The sequence below is a fragment of the Pseudomonas sp. HR1 genome, from assembly GCF_030175875.1.
In the GTDB taxonomy this organism is placed as follows: domain Bacteria; phylum Pseudomonadota; class Gammaproteobacteria; order Pseudomonadales; family Pseudomonadaceae; genus Chryseomonas; species Chryseomonas oryzihabitans.
This window is the reverse complement of sequence record NZ_JASNRF010000002.1, coordinates 160,432-182,040: the sequence shown is the minus strand read 5'-3', so window position 1 is coordinate 182,040 and position 21,609 is coordinate 160,432. Positions and strand designations below refer to the sequence as shown.

At 63.6% G+C, this 21,609-nt stretch carries 18 protein-coding genes and 1 pseudogene; 11 read left to right on the top strand and 8 right to left on the bottom strand.

The genetic code is table 11. The annotated features are described in order from the left end of the window. Positions 1 to 282: 282 nt before the first annotated feature. The 3 genes from QKY98_RS08185 (at position 283) to QKY98_RS08175 (ending at position 2,986) form a co-directional block, all read left to right on the top strand. Positions 283 to 1,728, top strand: a complete 1,446-nt coding sequence (locus QKY98_RS08185) for an NCS1 family nucleobase:cation symporter-1 (RefSeq protein WP_027599520.1) — start codon at positions 283 to 285, stop codon at positions 1,726 to 1,728. Between the two features lie 96 nt (positions 1,729 to 1,824). Continuing rightward, positions 1,825 to 2,301 carry a DUF1289 domain-containing protein gene (locus QKY98_RS08180; RefSeq protein ID WP_007158500.1) on the top strand — a complete coding sequence of 159 codons (477 nt, stop codon included), beginning with the start codon at positions 1,825 to 1,827 and terminating at the stop codon, positions 2,299 to 2,301. 73 nt (positions 2,302 to 2,374) lie between these two features. Then, the gene (locus tag QKY98_RS08175; RefSeq protein WP_169886934.1) at positions 2,375 to 2,986 is read left to right on the top strand and encodes a MiaE family protein; all 612 of its coding nucleotides are present in this window, start codon (positions 2,375 to 2,377) and stop codon (positions 2,984 to 2,986) included. 6 nt (positions 2,987 to 2,992) lie between these two features. Here QKY98_RS08175 and QKY98_RS08170 read toward each other — a convergent pair whose 3' ends face one another. Continuing rightward, positions 2,993 to 3,685: an endonuclease gene (locus QKY98_RS08170; protein WP_007158498.1), complete on the bottom strand. Its 693-nt coding sequence runs from the start codon at positions 3,683 to 3,685 to the stop codon at positions 2,993 to 2,995. Between the two features lie 138 nt (positions 3,686 to 3,823). Here QKY98_RS08170 and earP point away from each other — a divergent pair. From earP to QKY98_RS08155, 3 genes and pseudogenes are all read left to right on the top strand, one after another. Continuing rightward, positions 3,824 to 4,951, top strand: a pseudogene (gene earP, locus QKY98_RS08165) (elongation factor P maturation arginine rhamnosyltransferase EarP); the annotation flags it as partial. A gap of 48 nt (positions 4,952 to 4,999) precedes the next feature. Continuing rightward, positions 5,000 to 5,566, top strand: coding sequence for an elongation factor P (gene efp / locus QKY98_RS08160; protein WP_007158497.1), 567 nt, complete (start codon positions 5,000 to 5,002; stop codon positions 5,564 to 5,566). A 123-nt stretch (positions 5,567 to 5,689) separates the two neighbouring features. Beyond that, positions 5,690 to 6,430: a sulfite exporter TauE/SafE family protein gene (locus QKY98_RS08155; protein WP_027602189.1), complete on the top strand. Its 741-nt coding sequence runs from the start codon at positions 5,690 to 5,692 to the stop codon at positions 6,428 to 6,430. On the opposite strand, the gene QKY98_RS08150 is transcribed toward QKY98_RS08155, so the two are convergent. Beyond that, the gene (locus QKY98_RS08150; RefSeq protein WP_044342058.1) at positions 6,431 to 7,282 is read right to left on the bottom strand and encodes a LysR substrate-binding domain-containing protein; all 852 of its coding nucleotides are present in this window, start codon (positions 7,280 to 7,282) and stop codon (positions 6,431 to 6,433) included. 101 nt (positions 7,283 to 7,383) lie between these two features. Between QKY98_RS08150 and QKY98_RS08145 the strand changes: the two genes are divergently transcribed. Together QKY98_RS08145 and QKY98_RS08140 are read left to right on the top strand one after the other, a co-directional pair. Next, positions 7,384 to 7,635, top strand: coding sequence for a DUF1127 domain-containing protein (locus QKY98_RS08145; protein WP_284670654.1), 252 nt, complete (start codon positions 7,384 to 7,386; stop codon positions 7,633 to 7,635). Positions 7,636 to 7,668: 33 nt separating this feature from the next. Further along, entirely contained in the window at positions 7,669 to 8,868 is a 1,200-nt protein-coding gene (locus tag QKY98_RS08140) for a winged helix-turn-helix domain-containing protein (protein WP_284670653.1), read from the top strand. A gap of 22 nt (positions 8,869 to 8,890) precedes the next feature. On the opposite strand, the gene QKY98_RS08135 is transcribed toward QKY98_RS08140, so the two are convergent. Beyond that, positions 8,891 to 10,237, bottom strand: a complete 1,347-nt coding sequence (locus QKY98_RS08135) for a class II 3-deoxy-7-phosphoheptulonate synthase (RefSeq protein ID WP_044342060.1) — start codon at positions 10,235 to 10,237, stop codon at positions 8,891 to 8,893. Positions 10,238 to 10,349: 112 nt separating this feature from the next. Between QKY98_RS08135 and QKY98_RS08130 the strand changes: the two genes are divergently transcribed. Beyond that, the gene (locus QKY98_RS08130) at positions 10,350 to 11,099 is read left to right on the top strand and encodes a spermidine synthase (RefSeq protein WP_027602193.1); all 750 of its coding nucleotides are present in this window, start codon (positions 10,350 to 10,352) and stop codon (positions 11,097 to 11,099) included. Between the two features lie 282 nt (positions 11,100 to 11,381). Next, a complete protein-coding gene (locus QKY98_RS08125; protein ID WP_007158490.1) occupies positions 11,382 to 13,076 on the top strand; it encodes a DEAD/DEAH box helicase in 1,695 nt (564 codons plus the stop codon). 224 nt (positions 13,077 to 13,300) lie between these two features. On the opposite strand, the gene QKY98_RS08120 is transcribed toward QKY98_RS08125, so the two are convergent. From QKY98_RS08120 to QKY98_RS08105, 4 genes are all read right to left on the bottom strand, one after another. After that, positions 13,301 to 14,545 carry an ATP-grasp domain-containing protein gene (locus tag QKY98_RS08120; RefSeq protein ID WP_284670652.1) on the bottom strand — a complete coding sequence of 415 codons (1,245 nt, stop codon included), beginning with the start codon at positions 14,543 to 14,545 and terminating at the stop codon, positions 13,301 to 13,303. 60 nt (positions 14,546 to 14,605) lie between these two features. Beyond that, entirely contained in the window at positions 14,606 to 15,829 is a 1,224-nt protein-coding gene (locus QKY98_RS08115; RefSeq protein ID WP_284670651.1) for an ATP-grasp domain-containing protein, read from the bottom strand. Positions 15,830 to 15,928: 99 nt separating this feature from the next. Then, positions 15,929 to 17,029, bottom strand: coding sequence for an amidinotransferase (locus QKY98_RS08110; RefSeq protein WP_027602197.1), 1,101 nt, complete (start codon positions 17,027 to 17,029; stop codon positions 15,929 to 15,931). Positions 17,030 to 17,990: 961 nt separating this feature from the next. Next, a complete protein-coding gene (locus QKY98_RS08105; RefSeq protein ID WP_007158489.1) occupies positions 17,991 to 19,373 on the bottom strand; it encodes an adenylate/guanylate cyclase domain-containing protein in 1,383 nt (460 codons plus the stop codon). A 200-nt stretch (positions 19,374 to 19,573) separates the two neighbouring features. Between QKY98_RS08105 and QKY98_RS08100 the strand changes: the two genes are divergently transcribed. Continuing rightward, the gene (locus QKY98_RS08100) at positions 19,574 to 20,140 is read left to right on the top strand and encodes a nitroreductase family protein (RefSeq protein WP_027602198.1); all 567 of its coding nucleotides are present in this window, start codon (positions 19,574 to 19,576) and stop codon (positions 20,138 to 20,140) included. On the opposite strand, the gene QKY98_RS08095 is transcribed toward QKY98_RS08100, so the two are convergent. Further along, entirely contained in the window at positions 20,115 to 21,488 is a 1,374-nt protein-coding gene (locus QKY98_RS08095; RefSeq protein WP_058791427.1) for a sensor histidine kinase, read from the bottom strand. The genes QKY98_RS08100 and QKY98_RS08095 overlap by 26 nt on opposite strands. Positions 21,489 to 21,609 lie beyond the last annotated feature (121 nt).

Here is a 21,609-nt window from a genome sequence, read left to right as displayed (position 1 = left end):
ATTTGCCTGAATTGTATACAAAGTCTCGGGCGACGACGATGGGCGAATGCGTTCCGCCTCGTGCGCCAAGGTAGCGCCTGTCTGCCACCAAACGCCCCAGAGAAGTGCATCTGCGGTAACGCCTGCAGGCCTGGGTTAGAGCCTCTTTTCCTCAAAATTCTCTATCGAGCCAGGAGGTTAAGGACATTTTTCGGTAGCTGGCACGTTCTCTGCCTGGTGGATTGTATACAAAACAAGGCGGGCGCCGTATGCAGGTGCCCGCCACCACGGAGGAGGCGATTAATGAACCAGCAGATTCCCCCGGGCTACAGCCCGCGCCTGTACAACGAAGACCTCGGCCCGGTCGAGCAGAAATGGAGCTGGTACAACATCTTTGCCTTCTGGATGAGCGACGTGCACAGCGTTGGCGGCTATGTCTTCGCCGCCAGCCTGTTCGCCCTGGGGCTGGCCAGTTGGCAGGTACTGATCGCGCTGCTGGTGGGGATCTGCATCGTGCAGGTGGTCGCCAATCTGGTCGCCCGGCCCAGCCAGCAGGCCGGCGTTCCCTATCCGGTCATCTGCCGGCTGGCCTTCGGCGTCTTCGGCGCGAACATTCCGGCGGTGATCCGTGGCCTGATCGCGGTCGCCTGGTACGGCATCCAGACCTACCTGGCCTCCAGCGCCCTGGTCATCGTGGTGCTGCGCTTCTTTCCCGCGCTGGCGGTCTATGGCGACAGCAGCTTCCTGGGCCTTTCCTACCTGGGCTGGGGCGGCTTCCTCACCCTCTGGTTCCTGCAGGCCTGCGTCTTCTGGGCGGGCATGGAGTCCATCCGCCGTTTCATCGACTGGGCCGGTCCCGCCGTCTATGCGGTGATGTTCCTCCTCGCCGCCTGGATCGTCTGGCGCGCCGGCTGGAGCAACATCAGCTTCACCCTGGCGGAAAAGCAGCTGACCGGCTGGGCGGCCTTTGGCCAGGTGATCGTCGCCATCGCCCTGGTGGTGTCCTACTTCTCCGGGCCCACGCTTAATTTCGGTGACTTCAGTCGCTACTGCCGCTCCATGCAGGATGTGCGGCGCGGCAATTTCTGGGGCCTGCCGATCAACTTCCTGGCCTTCTCCCTGGTCACCGTGGTGATCGTCTCCGGCACCTTGCCGGTGTTCGGCGAGATGATCCACGACCCCATCGCCACCGTGGCCCGTATCGACAACACTACCGCGGTGCTGCTGGGCGCCTTCACCTTCGTGACCGCCACCATCGGCATCAACATCGTCGCCAACTTCGTCTCGCCGGCCTTCGACTTCGCCAACGTGGCGCCGAGCAAGATCAGCTGGCGCGCCGGCGGCATGATCGCGGCCGTGGCGTCGATCTTCATCACCCCCTGGAACCTGTTCAACAACCCTGAGGTGATCCACTACACCCTGGATGTCCTGGCCGCCTGCATCGGCCCGCTGTTCGGCATCCTGCTGGTGGACTACTACCTGCTGCGCAAGGGCCGGATCGACGTCGATGCCCTGTTCGACGATTCCCCGCAGGGCGCTTACTGGTACAGCGGTGGCGTCAACTGGGTTGCGGTCCAGGCGCTGGTGGCCGCGGCGCTGATCGGGTTGTGCTTCACCTTCGTGCCCTGGTTCAAGCCGATCGCCAACTTCGCCTGGTTCACCGGCTGCTTCCTCGGCGGGCTGTTCTTCTATGCCCTGAGCCGGCGCAGCGCCAGCCCGCTGCCGAGCCGCGGCGTCGCCGCGGTGTGATTTGACCTGAGGTTCTGCACGACCGGCGCGGGCCACCCGCGCCGGTCGTTGCCGTTTCCGGCTAGACTAGGCGTTTTGCTCCAAGGCTTGCCGCCCATGCCCGCTCCTGTCATCAAGACGCCCTGCGTCGGCCTGTGCTCGACGATGTTCGGCGACCACGTCTGCCGTGGTTGCAAGAGATTCCACCACGAGGTGGTGAACTGGAATCTCTACGGCGAAGAGGAGCGTCGCGCCGTCTGGGCGCGCCTGGAGCTGCTGCTGGTGCAGGTGGTGTCGGCCAAGGTCGATGTCTTCGATGCGGGGCTGTTGCGCCAGCAGTTGCAGCAGCGCAGCATCCGCTTCCGGCCGGATCAGTCCGAGTATTGCTGGGCCTATCAGTTGCTGGCCCGGGGTGCGCGCCATATCCAGCAGCTGGACGCCTATGGGGTGCGCCTCCTGCCGGAATTTCGCGAGCGCCCGCTGGCCGAGTTGCGCGACGCCATCGACCGGGAATTCTTTCTGCTCTCCGAAGCCCACTACGACCGTTACATCGCCCCGCGCTTCCTGCTCGAAGGGGTCGACAGCCGCGTCTGAGCGTCAGCAGGCGAGCGGCGCTGCCCAGGCGCGCGCCTTTCTCTATAATGCGCGGCTTTTGCACGGGATTACGCTGATGTCCTTGCCCGAGATGAACGAATTCCTCGGTTGCCGTACGCCGGATGCCTGGGTCGAGGCCGCGCTGCAGGATCTGCCGACGCTGCTGCAGGACCACGCCAACAACGAGAAGAAGGCCGCCGGCGCCGCCTTTCACTACCTGTTCACCTATTCCAATCGCGCCGAACTGTCCTGGAAGATGTCGCGCATCGCCCGCGAAGAGTTGCGCCACTTCGAACAGGTGCTGCAGATCATGAAGCGCCGCGGCATCGAGCATCGCAACGTCAGCTCGGCACGCTATGCTGGCGCCCTGCGCAAGCTCTGCCGCAACCATGAGCCGCTGAAGCTGACCGACAGCCTGGTGATCGGTGCCTTCATCGAATGCCGCTCCTGCGAGCGCTTCGGTGCGGTGGCGCCCCATCTGGACGCGGAGCTGGGCAAGTTCTACAGCGGCCTGCTGGCCTCCGAAGCCCGGCATTTCCAGGACTATCTCAAGCTCGCCTACCTCTATGGCGAGCGCGACGACGTCGACGCCAAGATCGCCGAGGTCCGCGCCCTGGAAGTGGAGCTGATCACCTCCAGCGATGGCGAGCTGAGATTCCACAGCGGTATTCCAACCGCTGCCTGAGTCGCGCTACTTGCAGGCCTTGGTCTGGCCCACGTAGGGATTGCCATGGCCCATGATGCAGGCCAGGCGCTGATTGCGCTGGCGCTCCCAGGCCTCGGGCGGGTACTGCTTGGTCCAGGCGGTGTAGAGCTGGCTGTCCTGCTTGGACAGCCGCAGGCCGTAGCGATCGCTCATGTAGAAGTAGGTGCGGGCGACCATGCCGCGGATCTCCGGACGCGGCATGGCGGTCTTGGCCTTGAAGTCCACCACCATCTGGCAGGCGCCGTACTGGCTGGGTTTCTGCGGCAGCCAGCCAAAGGCGAAGTTGCTGCGATCGCCATTGACCTCGCCGACCACCGGCACCAGGTTGAAGAGATCGGCCTCGGCCTTCTGGTACACCGGATCGCTGGCCGTGCAGTTCTTACGCCCGCCTTTCTGCCAGCACTGACGCTGGTGACCGATCACCCACGCTGGCACGATGTGTTCCCACTCGATGCGGCTGGCGCGCTGGGCGCTCTTGCGCGGGACGTAGCCGCAGCTCTTCAGATCCACGGTCTTGCCGCTGTAGTGGCAGCCGCAATAGAAGTCCACGCCCTGCTTGGCATAGACCTTGGTCGCGACCACCTTGGCTTCGCTGAAGGTGCGGGGCGGCTGGGGTGTCGCCAGGGCGCTCAGGGAAGCCAGGCTCAGGCAGAACAGCAGGGCGGGGCGCAACGACATGGAGAATCCGTCCGAAAAAGCGCGGATACTACCGACCCGCCTGGGGGCGCGGTGTGACTGGGTTCACTGGAATCTGCCGCGCATCACCCGCTGGCTGAAGCGAAACACGATTCGATATCAATGACTTAGAGGTATGGCATGGCAGCCTGGGACATCTTCTGCACTGTGGTGGACAACTATGGGGACGCGGGTATCACCTGGCGTCTGGCCCATCAGCTGGTCGCCGAGCATGGACAGCAGGTCCGCCTCTGGATCGACGACCTCTATCCCCTGGCGCGGATCCAGCCGGGGGTCGATGGCACGGCCGAGCAGCAGTGGCATCGCGGGGTCGAGGTACGCCTCTGGCATGCCGACTGGACGCCGGCCGAGCCGGGCGACGTGGTGGTGGAGGCCTTCGCCTGCCAGTTGCCGGAAGGCTTCATCACCGCCATGGCGGGGCGCGCCGAGCGACCGCTCTGGCTCAATCTGGAATACCTGAGCGCCGAGGAGTGGATCGAAGGCTGTCATGCTCTGCCGTCGCTGCAGCCCACCGGGCTGAACAAGTACTTCTTCTTTCCCGGCTTTACCGCCAAGGTCGGCGGTTTGCTGCGCGAGCGCGACCTGCTCGAGCAGCGGGACGGCTTCCAGCAGGCGGTCGCGACGCGGGACGATTTTCTTGCCGGGTTGGGCGTCCGCCGGCAGCCGGGCGAGCGCCTGTTCTCGCTGTTCGCCTACGAGAATCCGGCGCTGATCGACTGGCTCGATGCCCTGAGCGCCGCTAACCGGCCGACCTGCCTGCTGGTGCCGGAGGGGCGGGTGCTGGCCAACGTCGCCGCCTGGCTGGGCGTCGACTGGCTCAAGGCCGGCGACAGCCACGGCCGTGGCGCGCTGCGGGTGCAGGTGCTGCCCTTCGTCTCCCAGCAGCAATACGACCGCCTGCTGTGGTGCTGCGACTTCAATGCCATCCGCGGCGAGGACTCCTTCGTCCGCGCGCAATGGGCGGCGCATCCCTTCGTCTGGCACATCTATCCGCAGGAAGAGGACGCCCACTTCGTCAAGCTCGAGGCCTTCCTGGCGCGCTATGTGGCGTCCGGGACTCCTGAACTGGGCGCGGCGGTCAGTGCCCTGTGGCTGGCCTGGAACGGTCGTGGCGACCTGGCTGCGGCCTGGTCGGCGCTGGATACGCAGGTCGAAAACTGGCGTCTGCTGGCGCGTGACTGGAGCGATCGGATGGCTTCTCACAGCGATCTTGCCGCCAGCCTGGTGCATTTCCATACAGATTGGCTATCATATGGCGCCTCGAAATCCCGTTCTTCCATCCATACGGATAACCGCATGAAAACCGCACAAGAGTTCCGTGCCGGCCAAGTGGCCATGATCGATAACGCTCCCTGGGTCATCCAGAAAGCTGAATACAACAAGTCCGGCCGTAACGCTGCAGTGGTCAAGATGAAGCTGAAGAGCCTGCTCTCCGGCAGCGCGACCGAGACCGTCTTCCGCGCCGACGACAAGCTCGAGCCGGTGATTCTGGATCGCAAGGAAGTAACCTATTCCTACTTCGCCGATCCCCTGTACGTCTTCGTCGACGCCGACTACAACCAGTACGAAGTGGAGAAGGACGACCTGGGCGAAGCCATCGCCTTCATCGAAGACGGCATGACCGACGTCTGCGAAGCGGTGTTCTACAACGACCGCGTCATCTCCATCGAACTGCCCACCACCATCGTGCGCCAGATCGCCTACACCGAGCCGGCCGTTCGCGGCGACACCTCGGGCAAGGTCATGAAGACCGCTCGCCTGAACAACGGCTACGAGCTGAAGGTCTCCGAGTTCTGCGATATCGGTGACCACATCGAGATCGACACCCGTACCAACGAGTACAAGTCGCGCGCCAAGGTCTAAACCAGGCGTCTCGACCAGAAAGCCCGGCTTGCCGGGCTTTTTGCTGTCTGGGCTTTCGCCGCAGGCCGGCCTGGCCGGTCTCTCCAAATCCGTTCGCCGCTGGATAGAATTGCCGTGGAATTGCTGTTTACCTTGTTGATCGATGTCGTCCTCGGGGCGGTGCTGGGTGTGGTGGGTGGGCTGTTCGGCATCGGCGGTGGCCTCATCGCCATTCCGGTGCTGGCGCTGCTGTTCGGCCTCGACCAGCAACTGGCCCAGGGCACCGCTCTGGTGATGGTGGTGCCCAACGTGCTGCTGTCGGTCTACAAGTACAACCAGCGCAACCGCATTGATTGGCAGCGCGCCGCCTTGCTAGCGGGCGCGGGCATGGTCTCGGCCCTGGTGGGCACGGCACTGGCGGTCTCCCTGGACGCCCGCTCCATGCGCCACGGCTTCGTCGGCTTCCTGCTGCTCCTTGTGCTCTACAACCTCTGGCAACTCTATCGCCGTGGCCAGCCACCGCTGACCACGCCGAGCCGTCTGGGCCTTGGCGTGCTGGGGCTGGTGGCGGGACTGGTCGGTGGGCTGTTCGGCGTCGGCGGGGCGGTGATCGCCACGCCCATCCTGGCGGGCGTGATGGGGCTGACCCAGGTCGCGGCCCAGGGCATGTCCCTGGCCATGGCGTTGCCCACCACGGGCGTCACCCTGGCCAGCTATGCCTGGCATGGCGAAGTGGATTGGAGCGTCGGCATTCCCCTGGCCATCGGCGGCCTGCTCAGCGTCAGCTGGGGCGTGAAGCTGGCCCACCAGTTGCCCGAACGGCTGCTGCGCCTGCTGTTCTGCGGTTTTCTGCTGCTCTGCGCGGTGCTGCTGGCGCTGCGCTGACTACTGCCGAAAGCCCTCGGCGATATGCTCGGCGAGGGTGTCGATGATCGGCGAGGCGCTGCGTGGATTACGCAGCAGTTCGATGGAACAGGAGGGCAGGTCGGGCATGCCGTCGGCTTCTCCCAGCCGGCGCAATTCGCTCGGCAGCAGGCTCTCCAGCTGCGCGGTGACCGCCAGGCCTGCCTTGACGATGCCCAGCAGCGCGGCAAGGCTGGGGCTGCTGTAGGCCAGGCGATAGCCACGGTCGCGATTGTCCAGGGCGCGGCGGGCCCATTCGCTGAGAAAGCAGGAGGTATTGAACATCGCCAGCGGCAGCGGATCGCGCTGGTGAATGTCGAACCCGGGTGCCTCGGCCCAGACGAAGCGTTCCCGCCGCAACGGCAGACCGATCTCGTTGCCCGGTTCGCGGGTAACGATGGTCAGATCCAGATCCTGGCGCTGCAGCAGACCCGCGGTGGGCTCGCAGTGGACATCCACCTGCACCAGCGGGTAGGCCTTGGCGAAGCCCGCAAGGATGCCCGGAATGAACCTCATGACGTAGTCGTCAGGGGTGCCGATGCGCACCGTCCCCACCATGTGCGGCTCGCGCAGAGTGGTCATCACTTCCCCATGCAGCTTGAGGATCCGCCGGGCGAAGCCCAGCAGGATCTGGCCTTCCGCGGTCAGACGGACCTGGCGGCCGTCACGCTCGAACAGTCGGCGCTGCAGCACGTCCTCTTCCAGCTTGCGCATCTGCATGCTCACCGCCGACTGGGTGCGGTTGACCACCTCGGCCGCGCGGGTGAAGCCGCCCTGATCGGCGATGGCGACAAAGGTGCGCAGCAGATCGGTCTCTATGCTGGGGTAGTTCATGGCATCAGCTCGGTGAATGGATCGCATCAGAAAGATTCGTTGGATTGATGTTAAGCCAGCTTCCAGACTTGAGCCATACCCTCTGGAGAAGGAGATGCACCATGGCTCAGCTCATAGCTCACCGAGATTCGTCCGGGCGTTCCCCTGGTGTTGCGGGCGTCACCTCTCGTCTGCGGCAGGTCTGGGCCTGGTTGCGGCGAGCAATAGAGCTCTCCCGCCAACGCCGAGCGCTCTATCGGCTGGATGAAGGCGCGCTGCACGACCTCGGCCTGAGTCGCGCCGATGCCTGGCAGGAGGCCGACAAGCCGTTCTGGCAGCAGCCCGCGGAGGAGCGCTGCCGCCGATCCTGCTAGGGTGAAAGATCCCTTCCTCTATCAGGAGCTCGGATGGACAGCCTTTCCCTGCGCGAGGCCCGGCGTCTGGCCTTGCGCGCCCAGGGTTTCGGTAATCAACCCAAGGGTGGCGCGGGTCCGGCCACCCTGTATCGCCAGGCCGCACGCCTGAACGTGCTGCAGATCGATTCAGTCAATGCGCTGGTGCGCTCCCACTACCTGCCGCTGTTCAGCCGTCTCGGCCACTATGCCTTCACCGATTTCGATGCCCTGGCCTGGGGCCAGGGGCGTAGGCGCCAGCTCTATGAATGCTGGGCCCACGAGGCTTCGCTGGTGCCGGCCGAGGTCTGGGCCGAGCTGCGCTGGCGGCGCGATCAGGCGCGCCAGGGCATCGGCATCTATCGGCAGCTGGCGCGTTTCGCCGTCGAACAGCCGCAGGTCGTCGCCCAGACCCTGGAGGCGGTGGTGCAGCGGGGTGCCCTGGGCGCCGGCAGCCTGGCCAAGCGGGTCGAGCAGGCCGGTCCCTGGTGGGACTGGAGTCCGGGCAAGCTGGCGCTGGAGTGGCTGTTCGCCGCCGGTGAGGTGACGGTGGCCGGGCGGCGCGGCTTCGAGCGCCTCTATGACCTGCCCGAGCGGGTGCTTCCGGCGGAGATCCTCGCGGCGCCGGCTGTTGCGCCCGAAGCCGCCCGCCGCGCCTTGCTCCTTCGCAGCGCCCGTGCCCTGGGCGTGGCGAGCGAGGTCCAGCTGCGTGACTATTTCCGTCTCAGTCCGGCCGAAGCCCGCCAGGGCCTCGCCGAATTGCTGGAGGAGGGCAGTTTGCAGTCCCTCCAGGTGCAGGGCTGGTCGAAGCCGGCCTATGTCGCCGAGACACCCAGTCACGGGCGCCCCGTGCGCGCCGCGGCGTTGCTGTCGCCCTTCGATTCGCTGGTCTGGGAGCGTGAGCGCACCGAGCAGCTGTTCGGCTTTCGCTATCGACTGGAGATCTACACGCCGGCGCCCAAGCGGGTCTATGGCTACTATGTACTGCCCTTTCTCTACCGGGAGCGGCTGGCGGCGCGGGTGGATCTGCGCGCCGAGCGGGCGCAGTCACGGCTGGCGGTGCATGCCGTGCATCTGGAGGCGGCGGGGCTGGATGACGAGGGGCTGGACGCCCTGGCGGGGCAGTTGCGTGCCCTGGCCGACTGGCTCGGTCTCGCCGACCTGCAGTTGCACGGGCCGGCGGACGTCTTGCGCGAGGCGGTGGCGCGGCACTAGGGCGCGCCGCGCGCTCTCTGCCTTAGCGGCGAATGCCCTTGAGCGTCTCGGCGATCATGAAGGCCAGTTCCAGGGACTGGTCGGCATTCAGGCGCGGGTCGCAATGGGTGTGGTAGCGATCGGACAGGGCGTCTTCGGTGACTGGGCGGGCGCCACCGATGCATTCGGTGACGTTCTGGCCGGTCATCTCGATGTGGATGCCGCCCGCGTAGGTGCCCTCGGCCTGGTGCACGCCGAAGAATTCCTTGACCTCGCCCAGCACGCTGGCGAAATCCCGGGTCTTGTAGCCGGTGGACGCCTTGATGGTGTTGCCGTGCATGGGGTCGGAGCTCCACAGCACCTGGCGACCCTCCCGCTCGACGGTCTGGATCAGGCGCGGCAGGTGATCGCCGACCTTGCCCACGCCCATCCGCACGATGAGGTTGAGGCGACCCGGATCGTTCTCGGGGTTGAGGGTGTCGATCAGGCGGATCAAGTCTTCGCTGGTGGTAGAAGGACCGACCTTGACGCCGATGGGGTTGTTCACGCCGCGCAGGAATTCGACGTGGGCGCCGTCGGGCTGGCGGGTGCGGTCACCGATCCAGAGCATGTGCGCCGAGCAGTCGTACCAGTCACCGGTCAGGCTGTCGCGGCGGACGAAGGCTTCCTCGTAGTTGAGCAGCAGCGCCTCGTGGGCGGTGAAGAAATTGGTTTCCTTGACCTGGGGTGCGGTGTCCAGGCCACAGGCGCGCATGAAGGCGAGGGTCTCGTCGATGCGGTCCGCCAGCTGGTGGTAGCGGTCGGCCAGGGCCGAGTTGGCGATGAAGTCCAGGTTCCAGCGATGGACCTGGTGCAGGTCGGCGAAACCGCCCTGGGCAAAGGCGCGCAGCAGGTTGAGGGTCGCGGTGGACTGGTTGTAGGCCTGGATCAGGCGCTGCGGATCCGGGATGCGGCTGCCTTCGGTGAAGTCGATGCCGTTGACGATGTCGCCGCGGTAGGCCGGCAGGGAAATACCGTCCTGGACTTCATCGCCGGACGAGCGCGGCTTGGCGAACTGGCCGGCCATGCGGCCAACCTTGACCACCGGGCAGCCCGCGGCGAAGGTCATGACCACCGCCATCTGCAGCAGCACCTTGAAAGTGTCGCGAATCTTGCCGGCGGAGAATTCGAAGAAGCTTTCCGCGCAATCACCGCCCTGCAAAAGGAAGGCCCGACCCTGGGTCACCTCGGCGAACTGCCGGCGCAATTCGCGGGCTTCGCCGGCAAACACCAGCGGCGGATAGCCGGCCAGGGTGCGCTCGACCTCGGCGAGACGGGCTTGATCGGGGTATTCGGGCTGCTGCTGGATGGGCAGGCTTCTCCAGCTGGTGGGGCTCCAGGGCGCGGACATGATTCTCTCTGAGTGGTGCGACGAAGCCTTCCATACTAACCGATCACGGGCGCAACGCTCGATAGACAGTGCCCATCGCGGCTACCATGGGCGGCTATAGAGGAGGGTGGTGATGGTCGAGACGGAAGTGTTGCTGGAAGAGGTCGTCGATGACCATGGCCGGATCCGGGTGGTGGAGGTGGGGCCCTATCGTTTCCTGGAGTTTGGCGAGGAGGTGGAACAGAGCTGCGTCTTCACCGCGGACCCCGCCTGGCTGGAATACGACTACAACCGCGCCATGCTGCTGGGCGCGCTCTGCCACCCGCAGCCGCGGCGAGCGCTCTTTCTCGGCCTGGGCGCCGGCACCCTGACCCAGGCCTGCCTCAAGTGGCTGCCCCTGGAGGCGGTGGAAGCCCTGGAGCTGCGTCCTGCGGTGCCGCGCCTGGCGCGCCAGCATCTGGGCCTCGACGAGGACCCGCGCCTGGCCATCCGCATCGGCGATGCCCTGGACCTGCTCGACAGCGCGGCGCCTGCCGATCTGATCTTTGTCGATCTCTATACCGATGTCGGTCCGTCCAGTGCCCATCTGGCCTGGCGCTTCCTGGAAAACTGCCAGGCCAAGCTCAACCCCGGCGGCTGGCTGATGATCAACCAGTGGAGCGCCACCGACGGCAAGCCCCTGGGCGCCGCACTGCTGCGCGGCCTATTCCGCCATCATTACTGGGAGTGCCCGGTGGTCGAGGGCAATGTCATCCTGCTGGTGCCGGCCAGTCTGGAGCAGGAGCTGGACGAGGCGGGCACGCGGCAGCGCGCCCGGGAGTTGACCCCGCGGATAGGGTTCGATGTGGAGGCCTATCTGGACAACCTGCGTGCGGCAACCTGACCACAAAAGTAGACCAAGGTTCTCTGGAGAAATGTCCAGGGTTCGGGTATCATTCGCCCCGGTCTTTTTGACCTTCCGTTCAGGAACTGCATTTTCCCGGTCCGCCGCCATGGCCACACCGGTCGTGCGTTCGCCCGACGGCGAACAATCCTAGACGCTTCACCCCTTTTTCATCCGCTATTTCGCAAAAAGCTCACACCTTGGCTGCCTGGGCGACTTCGGTCATTCGGATAAGCGCAGCTCTTGGCTTTGGGGTCTTTGCGAAGCACACGAGGCAAGACAATGACCCAGGACACCAGCGGTTTCGCTGCGCTCAATCTCAATCCCGCCATCCTCGCCGCCATCAAGGCCGTCGGCTACGAAGAGCCGTCGCCCATCCAGTCGCAGTCCATCCCGGTGATTCTCTCCGGCCACGACATGATCGGCCAGGCCCAGACCGGTACCGGCAAGACCGCAGCCTTCGCTCTGCCGCTGCTCTCCAAGCTCGACCCGTCCCGCCGCGAACCCCAGATTCTGGTGCTGGTTCCCACCCGTGAACTGGCCCTGCAGGTGGCTACCGCCTGCGAAACCTATTCCACCGAGATGCCCGGCGTGAAGGTCGTGGCCCTCTACGGCGGCGCGCCCATGGGCCCGCAGCTGAAGTCCCTGCGCATGGGCGCCCAGGTTCTGGTCGCCACCCCCGGTCGTCTGTGCGACCACCTGCGTCGCGACGACAACCTGCTGGCCACCGTCCAGCACCTGGTGCTCGACGAAGCCGACGAGATGCTCAAGCTGGGCTTCATGGATGACCTCGAATTCATCTTCGAAGCCATGCCGGAATCCCGCCAGACCGTACTGTTCTCGGCGACCCTGCCGCCGTCGATCCGCGCCATCGCCGAGCGTCACCTCAAGGAGCCGCAACACGTCCGCATCGCGGCCAAGACCCAGACCGTCGCCCGCATCGAGCAGGCGCACCTGATGGTCCACGCCGACCAGAAGCCGGCCTCGGTGCTGCGCCTGCTGGAAGTGGAGAACTTCGACGCCCTGATCGCCTTCGTGCGCACCAAGCAGGCGACCCTGGACCTGGCCGAGCTGCTGGAGCGCCAGGGCTATCGCGTCAGTGCCCTGAATGGCGACATGCCCCAGGCCCAGCGCGAGAAGACCATCGAGTCGCTGAAGGACGGTTCGCTCGACATCGTGGTCGCCACCGACGTCGCCGCTCGCGGCCTGGACGTGGCGCGCATCACCCACGTCCTGAACGTGGACATGCCCTACGATCCGGAATCCTACGTGCACCGTATCGGTCGTACCGGCCGTGCCGGTCGTGAAGGTCGCGCGCTGCTGCTGGTCACCCCGCGCGAGCGCCGCATGCTGCAGGTCATCGAGCGCGTCACCGGTCAGCGCGTCGGCGAGATCCGTCTGCCCGACGCCGAAGCCGTGCTGGAAGCCCGTATCTCCCGCCTGGCCGATGGCGTGGGTTCGCTGCTGGCCGATGCCGACACCACCCATGGCGCCCTGCGTCAGGAGCTGTGCGAGCGTCTGCAGTGCGATCCCTCGACCCTGGCCGCGGCCCTGCTGGCCAAGCTGACCAGCGGCCGCGCCCTGGACATCGAGTCGGTCCGTCGCGAGCAGCCGCTCACCCCCGGCGCCGGCCGTGGCGAGCGTCCCCGTGGCGAGCGCAGCGAGCGGGGCGATCGTCCCGAGCGTGGTGAGCGTCCGGACCGTGGCGAGCGTCGTCCGATGCAGCCGCTGCCGGAAGGCCGAGTGCGCTGCCGCACCGCCCTGGGCGCCCGTGATGGCGTCGCCGCCAAGAACCTGCTGGGTGCCATCATCAACGAAGGCGGCATGGATCGCGAGGCCATCGGCCGCATCCAGATCCGTGACTCCTTCAGCCTGGTGGAGCTGCCCGAAGAAGGCCTAGAGCGTCTGCTGACCAAGCTCAAGGACACCCGCGTAGCCGGCAAGGCCCTGCGCCTGCGTCGCTATCGCGAGGATTGATCCCCAGGCTTTTGCCTGGCGATAAGAGGCCCCGGCGCTGTAAGGCGTCGGGGCCTTTTTGTTGCGCTGGAAGCCTGGTAAGACCAACCCTGTACTCACGCACGTATACGCTACGGGTCGCCGTTTCCCGGCGCCTGCGAAGGGACTGGTAGGTCGCCAAATCCACGGGAACGGTCTCAGGCGAGAACGGTGAGAGGAGCGGGGATTGCGAGCGCTGCTAAGGGCTAGCTGCCTCTGACAGCGAGATGTACCTGGTAATGTTCCAGAACGTACTGGACGTCTTCGGCGACTCTTCGCCGCTCGCCACAGAATACGAAAGTACCCAGGCCATCCTTGTGGCAGAAAAAGGCACCCGACGCTATGTCTCCCGGACGCGGTAGGGTCTTCATGCTCAATGTCGGAAGGCTTTCGATCGCTGCGAGCGTCAGGTGGGAGACATGGAGCGTTTCGCGGGACAGGTGCTTTTTCGGAAACATCATATAGGCCCAGGCTTCGCAGCGGCGGCTGGCCTGCAGGGATTCACAGAGGCCGAGTTGCAGGGCGAGGTGAAGCAGGCGCAGGTCCAGGCCATGAGCGAACGCTATCATCTCGGTCGTATGTCCGCCGCCCGGGCGGAAGGCGATTTCCAGCAATTCCAAACCAGCGCCTGCGTCGCCGAAGGCTTCGATGTGATAGACCCCGTCAGGGCAATCGAACGCAGCTATCACCCGTTCGGCGAAGGGACGCCAGAGCGCCTCGAGATCCTCCTGGGGAACTGAGAGATACCCCAGTGGTTGCTCGGCAAGGTAGTCGATGGGTTTCCCCAGGTATTCACCGGCACTGAGGAACGCCAGTTGCTTGCCGAGAACGATGGCATCGAGTTGATACAGAGGCTGGCTGTTATAGGTTTCGATGATGTACTGGTGTTCGCTCATGTCCTGGTAGCTGTCACCCGTATCGCGGGGGAGGCCGGAGAGCTCGCGGGCATCGGTGATGATCCTGACTCCCACGGCGCCCGCCAGCGATCGGGGTTTCAGAATGGCCGGAAGGGTCGCCGCGCCGCTTTTCAGCTCGTCGAGGGTAACTTCCTTGGCGGTGGGTATGTTGAACAGCTGGGCGATCTGTTTCATCCGCTTCTTGTCGCGAAAGCGCACAGCCATATCGAGCGTAAGCCCTGGCAAGCCCCAGCGTTCGTTGGCCCACGCCGCGACGTGCACCGCGAATTCGTCATTGGGAAGGACTGCGGTAATGGCGTAGGTGTCGGCGATTCGATCAAGGACGCTGTCAATTTCGCCATGGACGGCGAAGTCCCGGACCAGGAAGGTGTCGCTCCGCACCAGTTCCGCTCCAGCCTGGCCCAGCAGGTCCTCCAAGAGGTAGACGAATGTCCATCGCGCTAGCTCATAGGTGTCCCTGAGTCTGGCGACCACCTCATCGACATCCAGTTCGGAGGAAATGATCAATAGGGTGTTGGGCTGGTCAATTCTCATGATGAACGGGGCCTTTGGTCGTGGCGGATATCTGTGGGAGCAGCGGTCCCAGGCCGCTATCTACGGTTCAGCGTCAACAGCGACGCTGTAATGCCTGTTCAGGTAGTCGATGTCCTGAAGCACGAGATCGCGATCGCCGCAAAAGACGAATGAGCCCAGCGAGTCCTTGTAGCAGTAGAATTCTCCCGACGCGACATCGCCGGCCTTGGGTATCGAATGGGTGCTAAGCGTTGGCAGATTTTCCAGGGGTGGTAAGGCCACCTCTGTGACGTAAAGCGGTGTGAGGGAAAGGTGCTTTTTAGGAAAGGTCATATAGCCAAAGGCTTGGGCCCTCCGCTGGATATCGACTGAAGGATCCAGGCCCAGTTGTGCCGCGAGATGGATTAGCTTCAGGTCCAGCCCGTAGACCATCTCTATCATCTCGACAATGGCCGCGCCGCCAGGTCGATAGGCGATTTCCAGCAGTTCTGCGCCAGCAAAGGCCTCTATGTGATAGACCCCGTCAGGCGCGTCAAAGGCGGCTATCACGGATTCGGTAAAATGGCGCCAGATATCCTCGATCATCTCCTCGGGAACCGCTATCACGCCGACCGGTTTTTCCTGCAGGAAATCCATGGGTTTGCCTAGATATTCGCCGACCGATAGGAAGGCCAGTGTTCCTTTACGGACGATACAATCAATATGGTAGATGCAGGCTGGATTATAGGTTTCGATAAGATACTGATGTTTGCTCATATCCTGATATTCAGGGTTCGAATCGATATCGATGGACGACATTTCGTCTGCTTCGGTAATGATCCGGACGCCTTGAGCGCCCGCCAGCGAACGCGGTTTGACGATGATGGGAAACTGCACCTGCCCAAGCTTGATTTCATCGAGCGTTATTTCTCTGGCGGTCCTGATTCCTGCGCGCTTAGCGATCTCTTTCATTTTTTTCTTGTCGCGAAACCTTTGCGCCTCTTCTCGGGTGATGCCTGGAAGTTGCCAGCGCTCATTTGCTGAAGCGGCTACGTAGAGCGAAAATTCGTCGAAAGCCACCGCGGTAGAAATGCTGTAGTGGCGAGCTATCTTATCAAGCGCTGCCTCTACCTCGGTGGCAATGGCGAAGTCAGAGACGAGAAAGTTTTCCGGGCGTTCCAATTCCTCTCGCGCCTCGCCCAGATAATCCTCCAGCAGGAAGACGAAACTCCAGGTCTGCAGGTCATACTTCGCCTTGAGCGCCGCTACGTTCAAGGCGACATCCAGGTCGGAAGAAACGATCAGTACCGTATGTTCGAGCTGCATTTCCAAATCCTGTCATGCTTGCGGCTATTGGTGCGCGCAGGGCCTCGGGCCCTGCGCGCTTAGAGCGCCCCACTGTTTCCAGATGGGCGCCGGAAGTCTTCAGATATAACTTTTCAGGCTTCCGCGCCGTTTGACATCCAGCGTGGCACAGTGGAAGGAGCCACCGAAGGTCTGAAAGTGCTTGAAGGGACAGAGGATGGTCTTGAAACCCCACTGGCGGAAGGCGTTGATCAGAGCCTCCTCGTCCTGCTCGACGACCACCGTTCTTTCGTCCAGCATCAGCACATTGATGTGAATCCACTTGGAAGTGATGTAAAGAGGATGGTCGTCGGGCAGGTTGGACGGCGGCGGAGTCAGGATTTCCCAATCTTTGAAGATGTCAGGAATCTGCGGTACCCAGCCCTTGTTGACGAGTACGCGGCCTGGCGCCAGCGGCAGTATCGTCGTGTCGATGTGCATGGGTCCTGGCTCTTCGAACTCATAGATGTGGATGCGATAATCCGATCCGAGGGTTCTGCGCAGCCATTCGATGCCCTTGTTATTCGTTACATGGCTGCGCTGGCCGATGATGTCGCGGCCCATCTTCATGAAGTCGGCCGCGTCAAATAGCGGTTCCACCTCGGTGATTATGGAGTTGAATGGAATCTCCTGGTCGAAGTCATAATCCTTTTTCCAGATGTTGTCTTTCAGCATCGGCTTGGGGGCTGAGATCCAGTCAGCACCTCTGCTAAAGTAATCGTTCAGGATGTCACGAAAAGCGAAGGTCTCGAAGTAACGGCTGCGCCAGGCCATGGGCACTTCAATGATCTTTTTGCCGATTGCGAAAAGGCAGTCCCTTGGCATGGCGGAGTAGAAGGTGCCACCTGTAGTGAAATGGGGAGTCACTATGGGCTGATGGTGATTGAACTCGTTTGGCCGTTTTACTCTTATGCCCTCGGCTTCCAGGATCCTGGCCAGCGTATTGACTTCCTGCCTGGCCTTGATGACCAGTTCTTCCGGAAATCGCTGTCCAGAGTATGTCTGGAAAAAGTCGCTCGACTCTCTGGGTATGATGGCTCTCAGACCGGTATCCCATTCAGGTACGCGGATGTCATCCATTATGCCAACTATGACCTCCTCCAGGGGATCCCACTCCGTATAGACTTCTACGGGGCTTTCCAGGTTGGAAAAGGATGACGGCTCTTCTGTTTGGAATTCCATGATAAATGGCCTTCGGCAGTAAATGAAGAGTATATGTTTGGCGAAAAACTAGTGGGTGGCAAGAGAGGCGGTTAGGAAGTTATATATTGTCGGATTATAAGATGACGGTATTCGTATGTGGTGGTCGGGTGCCGGTGCTAAGGGTGTGGGTGAGTGTGCGCGCCTTCTGCTTAATTGATAGTTCTTGCTTGGGTGGTGATTTGTAGTGGATGTTCCTGATTACTGCTGCGTTTTTCTAAAATACCTGTGGTTGGCGGCTTGGCCTGGTTAGGCTAGTTCATATAACGAAGATACGCCGGTCCGCGCGATAGGTATTGGCATGCATGTAATAAGCAGGCCGAAAATTGATATGCTGATAGTATTTCTTTGGAAATCATGCTGCTGGCATGTTCATGGCTTATTAAAGTCGCTTCGGGAGATTCCACGTTGCGGGGAGGGGCTACGGGGCGCTATCGAAGGCCCACTGTGGAAGTTGCCCAGGAGGTTGGGCTGCACCTTGCCAGCATCGGTACCCTGTGACGCGAAGATACGCTGGTCAAGGCTGATCACCGCCCGGCTGCCTTTCCTGCAAATCGGGATAGGCCGGTTCGCCAGCGGCACAAATGGAGATGCCTCATCACTGGGTGGCTCGTGCTAGAGCCATAGATAAGTCTTCGGCGTCGAGTGCTTCTTGAAGGGGCAGGGCAGCCTGGGTATCGAAGGTCTGGGCCTTTCCAGTTGGGCCGCAGCAGCAAGTTCGCTTCAGCTAAGACCTTGTCTCTTTGCCGAGCCAAGATGCGATCTGGTGGGCGGCAATGGATATGGCCAAGGGAGGGCAGGCTTGGCTGCGCTCTGTGGCTGTCAGCGATATATCAGCGCCTGCCGGGCAGCGGTCCGGATGCCGCCTGCGCTGGCGGTCTGGTTGCGCCCAGCCAAGGACGCCGAGGTACGTCCAGATGCGGCCGCAGGGTCTGCGGTCGCTTTAAAGAATTACCTTGTCCTTGAGCTTTTCCGCTGCCAGCTGCAGCGCCTGGATGACCCGCTCCTTGTCGTAGTTCTGGATGTTGTTGGTATCCAGGTACATGGAGAAGCCCGGCAGTTCGTGCTCGACATAGCTGGGAGAGGCGCCCAGGTCGCGACGGAAGTCCACCACCTGATAGATCTGCACCGGCTTGCTGAAGCCCTTGACGGTGATCCAGCTCTTGTCGCGGCACATGATGGTTTCCTTGACCAGCGAGTAGGTCTCGTGGCTGATCAGGATCTCGCCGGCATCGGCGGCATTCTCCAGGCGGCTGGCCAGGTTCACTTCGCGACCGATGATGGTGTAGTCCATGCGCGTGCTGGAGCCGAAGTTGCCGACCGTGCAGTAACCGGTGTTCAGGCCCATGCGGATCTCCAGCGGCTTGTTGATGCCCTGGCTGCGCCACTGCTGGCGCAGGACCTTCATGTGCTTGCGCATGGCGATGGCCATGGAGACCGCGGCCACGGCGTCCTTCTTGGCGCCCTGGCTGTTGGCGTCGCCAAAGAACACCATCACGCAGTCACCGACGAACTTGTCGATGGTGCCACCGTATTTGACGGCGATCTTCGACATCTCGTTGAGGTAGTTGTTGAGCATGTCGGTGAGGGCTTCGGCCTCGAGTTCTTCGGACAGCTCGGTGAAGCCCTTGATGTCGGAGAAGAACACCGTGATCTTCTTGCGCTGGGTGCCCAGGGCGATGTGCTGCTTGCCGGTGAAGATGGACTCCCAGACCTGGGGCGAGAGGTATTTGGCCAGGTTGTGCGCCAGGATCGCCGACTTTTCCTGCTCGCGCTTGAGATCGTCGTTGATCTGGATGAGGCGCTTGCGCTGGCGATGCAGGAAGTAGCCGGTGCCCCAGAGGTGCAGCATGGTGCCCACCACGCTGGTGACCGCCACCAGCAGCGGACTGGTGAGGTCGACACCCTGGAAGAAGGTGGCGCTGCCCAGCGCCGCGGCGCTGGTGGCGAACAGCAGGCACAGGCCGAGCAGGCGCGGGCCACCGCGCAGCATGCTGGTATAGCCGAGCATGAACAGCAGCATCAGGGTGGGCATCAGCGGGAAGCGCAACACCACCGCGGCCATGCCGACATGGATGGCGTCCAGGGCGGCGAGGATGATATCGGTCTGGGCGCCGCGATCGCGTCTGAGCTTGAGACTCAGGGTCTGGGCCACATGGGGGTAGAGCAGGGCATAGGGGATCAGCCACAGGCCCACCGCATCGGCCTGGGTGTAGTACCCGGCGGTGACGCTGGCGGCGGCGATCAGATAGGCGAATACCCGGGCGTAGTAGACGCCCAGGCTGTCACCGGACGCAGCGAGGAACCGGTTGAGCGCAAACTTCATCTGTCGGGTCCGTTTCGAAAAAGGCGAGAGGTCGGGATAACTCCGTTCGCGACGATGAAAGCGGCCGGGTTTTCTAGCATTCGCGATCTTAGCCGACCGCCCCGGTAGCGGCCAAGAATGTCAGCCATTCCGCTGCTGTGACAGCCAAATTCGGCAGTCGTCCCTGGGGTACACTGCGGCATCTTTACAGGAGAGACGCTATGGATGCCCTCGAAGCCCTTTGCAATCGCGCCTCGGTCGGTCGCCTGATCGAACCGGGCCCAACGCCCGCGCAACTCGAGACCCTGCTGCGCGCCGCGGACCGAGCGCCGGACCACAAGCTGCTGCGCCCCTGGCGGCTGATCCTGGTGAGCGGCGCCGGCCGCACGGCGCTCGGCGAGCTCTATGCCGATGCCCTGCGCCGGCGCGAGCCCGACGCAGATGCGGCGGCCCTGGACAAGGCGCGGCGCATGCCGCTGCGGGCCCCCCTGGTGATCGCCGTCGTCGCCACGCCCCAGGAACACCCCAAGGTGCCGGTCCAGGAGCAGATCATCACCGCCGGCTGCGTCGCCCACGGCCTGGTCAACGCGGCCTTCGCCCTGGGCCTGGGTGCGGTCTGGCGTTCCGGTGAGTTCAGCTACGATCCCTGGGTGCTGCAGGGGCTGGGACTGGCCGAGGACGAACAACTGGTGGGCTACATCTACCTGGGCACGCCGGAGATGGCGCCGCGGATCCCGGCGCCGCGTGATCTGAGCGGCCAGGTCAGCCATTGGTCAGGACCGGTCTGAGCGGCAGGGTGACGGTGGCGAGAAAACCACCGTCCGGGTGATTGCTCAGGTGCAGCTCGCCACCATGGCGCTGGATGGCGCGGCGGGCGATGGCCAGCCCCAGGCCATAGCCGGTGGCGTGCTGCTGATCCGAGCGGAAGAAGGGCTCACCCAGCCGGGGCAGGTCGTCGACCTTGACTCCGGGGCCATGGTCACGCACCTGGATGCGCACCTCGCCCGCGGCGGCGGTCGCCGAGATGACGATCGGCAGGGCGGGCGGGTTGAAGCGCAGCGCATTGCGCAACAGATTGTCCAGGGCCCGTTCCAGCACATCGGGCCAGCCGTCCAGCCGCAGGGCGGCGGGAACGTCCAGCTCTACCCGCTGCTGCGGGGCGCTGAGCTGGGCATCCTCGACCAGGCCTTCCAGCAGCGGGTGCAATTCCAGCTGCTCGGGCGGACCGGGATCCGCTTCCTGGCGGGCCAGGGCGAGAATCTCGCCGATCAGGGTTTCCAGGCGATCGCATTCCAGGGTCAGGCGCGGCCACATGTTGCCCAGGTCATGGGGGTCGGAGCGTTCGGCCAGCGCCAGGGCGATGCGCAGGCGGGCCAGCGGGGAGCGTAGCTCGTGGGACACGTCGCGCAGCAGCTGCCGCTGGCTGTCGATCAGGCGCTGCAGATGGGCGCCCATGCGATTGAAGTCTTCGGCCAGCACGCCCAGTTCGTCCTTGCGGCGGGCGAGGCGGGCGAGGGTGTCCTGCTGATAGGCGGTCTGCCCGAGATCATGGACCGCACGCCTGAGATGATTGAGCGGGCGGGTCAGGCTGAGGGTCAGCAGCAGGCTGAACAGGGTCAGTACCACCGTGGCGATGGCCAGCATGCCGACCGGCCAGAACAGGCTCTGGCGGCGCCAGGCGCCCAGTTCGGGGGTGGGCAGGTGGTAGATGAACAGGTAGGTCTGGCCGCTCGGGCTGGTGTATTCGTCGGTCAGGCGTCGCCAGGGCAGCGGCCGGTTGGGGTCGCGGGCGCCAGGACCGGGGCGCTGCTGACGCTGCGGCTGGTCGAGATCCTGGTCGAAGATGCGCGGTGGCAGGGTGCCGCGCACCAGGGGCGAGCCGTTCTCGCCCAGCACCAGCACATCGATGCCGTAGCGGCCCTTGCGCTGTTCGAGCAGGCCTTGGGCGGCGGCGGGACCGTCGTTTTCATAACGTTGCACCCACTGTTCGGGGAGATCGCGTAGGCCGGGATGCTGCGCGAGGATCCAAGAATCCTGGTCGGCCAGGTGGCCGAGCAGCATGGTCAGGCCGACCGCGGACAGGATGGCCAGCCAGAAGGTGGCGAAGATGCGCCAGAAGAGGGAACGAAAAACCATGCAGTCGCCTTAGAAGCTGCTCAAAGTCTGCTGCGCGTCGGCCAAACGGCGTTGAAAATGCCTTCGGAATGCTCATTTACCATTCGTAAACTCCGCTTCCTCAGGCATTTTCGCCTTGTTT

Excerpts from the sequence above, each read along its gene's own strand:
- efp (WP_007158497.1), top strand. The coding sequence starts at position 5,000 with ATGAAAACCGCACAAGAGTTCCGTGCCGGCCAAGTGGCCATGATCGAT.
- QKY98_RS08110 (WP_027602197.1), bottom strand. The coding sequence starts at position 17,029 with ATGGAATTCCAAACAGAAGAGCCGTCATCCTTTTCCAACCTGGAAAGC.
- QKY98_RS08125 (WP_007158490.1), top strand. The coding sequence starts at position 11,382 with ATGACCCAGGACACCAGCGGTTTCGCTGCGCTCAATCTCAATCCCGCC.
- QKY98_RS08185 (WP_027599520.1), top strand. The coding sequence starts at position 283 with ATGAACCAGCAGATTCCCCCGGGCTACAGCCCGCGCCTGTACAACGAA.
- QKY98_RS08150 (WP_044342058.1), bottom strand. The coding sequence starts at position 7,282 with ATGAACTACCCCAGCATAGAGACCGATCTGCTGCGCACCTTTGTCGCC.
- QKY98_RS08170 (WP_007158498.1), bottom strand. The coding sequence starts at position 3,685 with ATGTCGTTGCGCCCCGCCCTGCTGTTCTGCCTGAGCCTGGCTTCCCTG.
- QKY98_RS08105 (WP_007158489.1), bottom strand. The coding sequence starts at position 19,373 with ATGAAGTTTGCGCTCAACCGGTTCCTCGCTGCGTCCGGTGACAGCCTG.
- QKY98_RS08100 (WP_027602198.1), top strand. The coding sequence starts at position 19,574 with ATGGATGCCCTCGAAGCCCTTTGCAATCGCGCCTCGGTCGGTCGCCTG.
- QKY98_RS08115 (WP_284670651.1), bottom strand. The coding sequence starts at position 15,829 with ATGCAGCTCGAACATACGGTACTGATCGTTTCTTCCGACCTGGATGTC.
- QKY98_RS08145 (WP_284670654.1), top strand. The coding sequence starts at position 7,384 with ATGGCTCAGCTCATAGCTCACCGAGATTCGTCCGGGCGTTCCCCTGGT.
- QKY98_RS08095 (WP_058791427.1), bottom strand. The coding sequence starts at position 21,488 with ATGGTTTTTCGTTCCCTCTTCTGGCGCATCTTCGCCACCTTCTGGCTG.
- QKY98_RS08130 (WP_027602193.1), top strand. The coding sequence starts at position 10,350 with ATGGTCGAGACGGAAGTGTTGCTGGAAGAGGTCGTCGATGACCATGGC.
- QKY98_RS08135 (WP_044342060.1), bottom strand. The coding sequence starts at position 10,237 with ATGTCCGCGCCCTGGAGCCCCACCAGCTGGAGAAGCCTGCCCATCCAG.
- QKY98_RS08180 (WP_007158500.1), top strand. The coding sequence starts at position 1,825 with ATGCCCGCTCCTGTCATCAAGACGCCCTGCGTCGGCCTGTGCTCGACG.
- QKY98_RS08120 (WP_284670652.1), bottom strand. The coding sequence starts at position 14,545 with ATGAGAATTGACCAGCCCAACACCCTATTGATCATTTCCTCCGAACTG.
- QKY98_RS08140 (WP_284670653.1), top strand. The coding sequence starts at position 7,669 with ATGGACAGCCTTTCCCTGCGCGAGGCCCGGCGTCTGGCCTTGCGCGCC.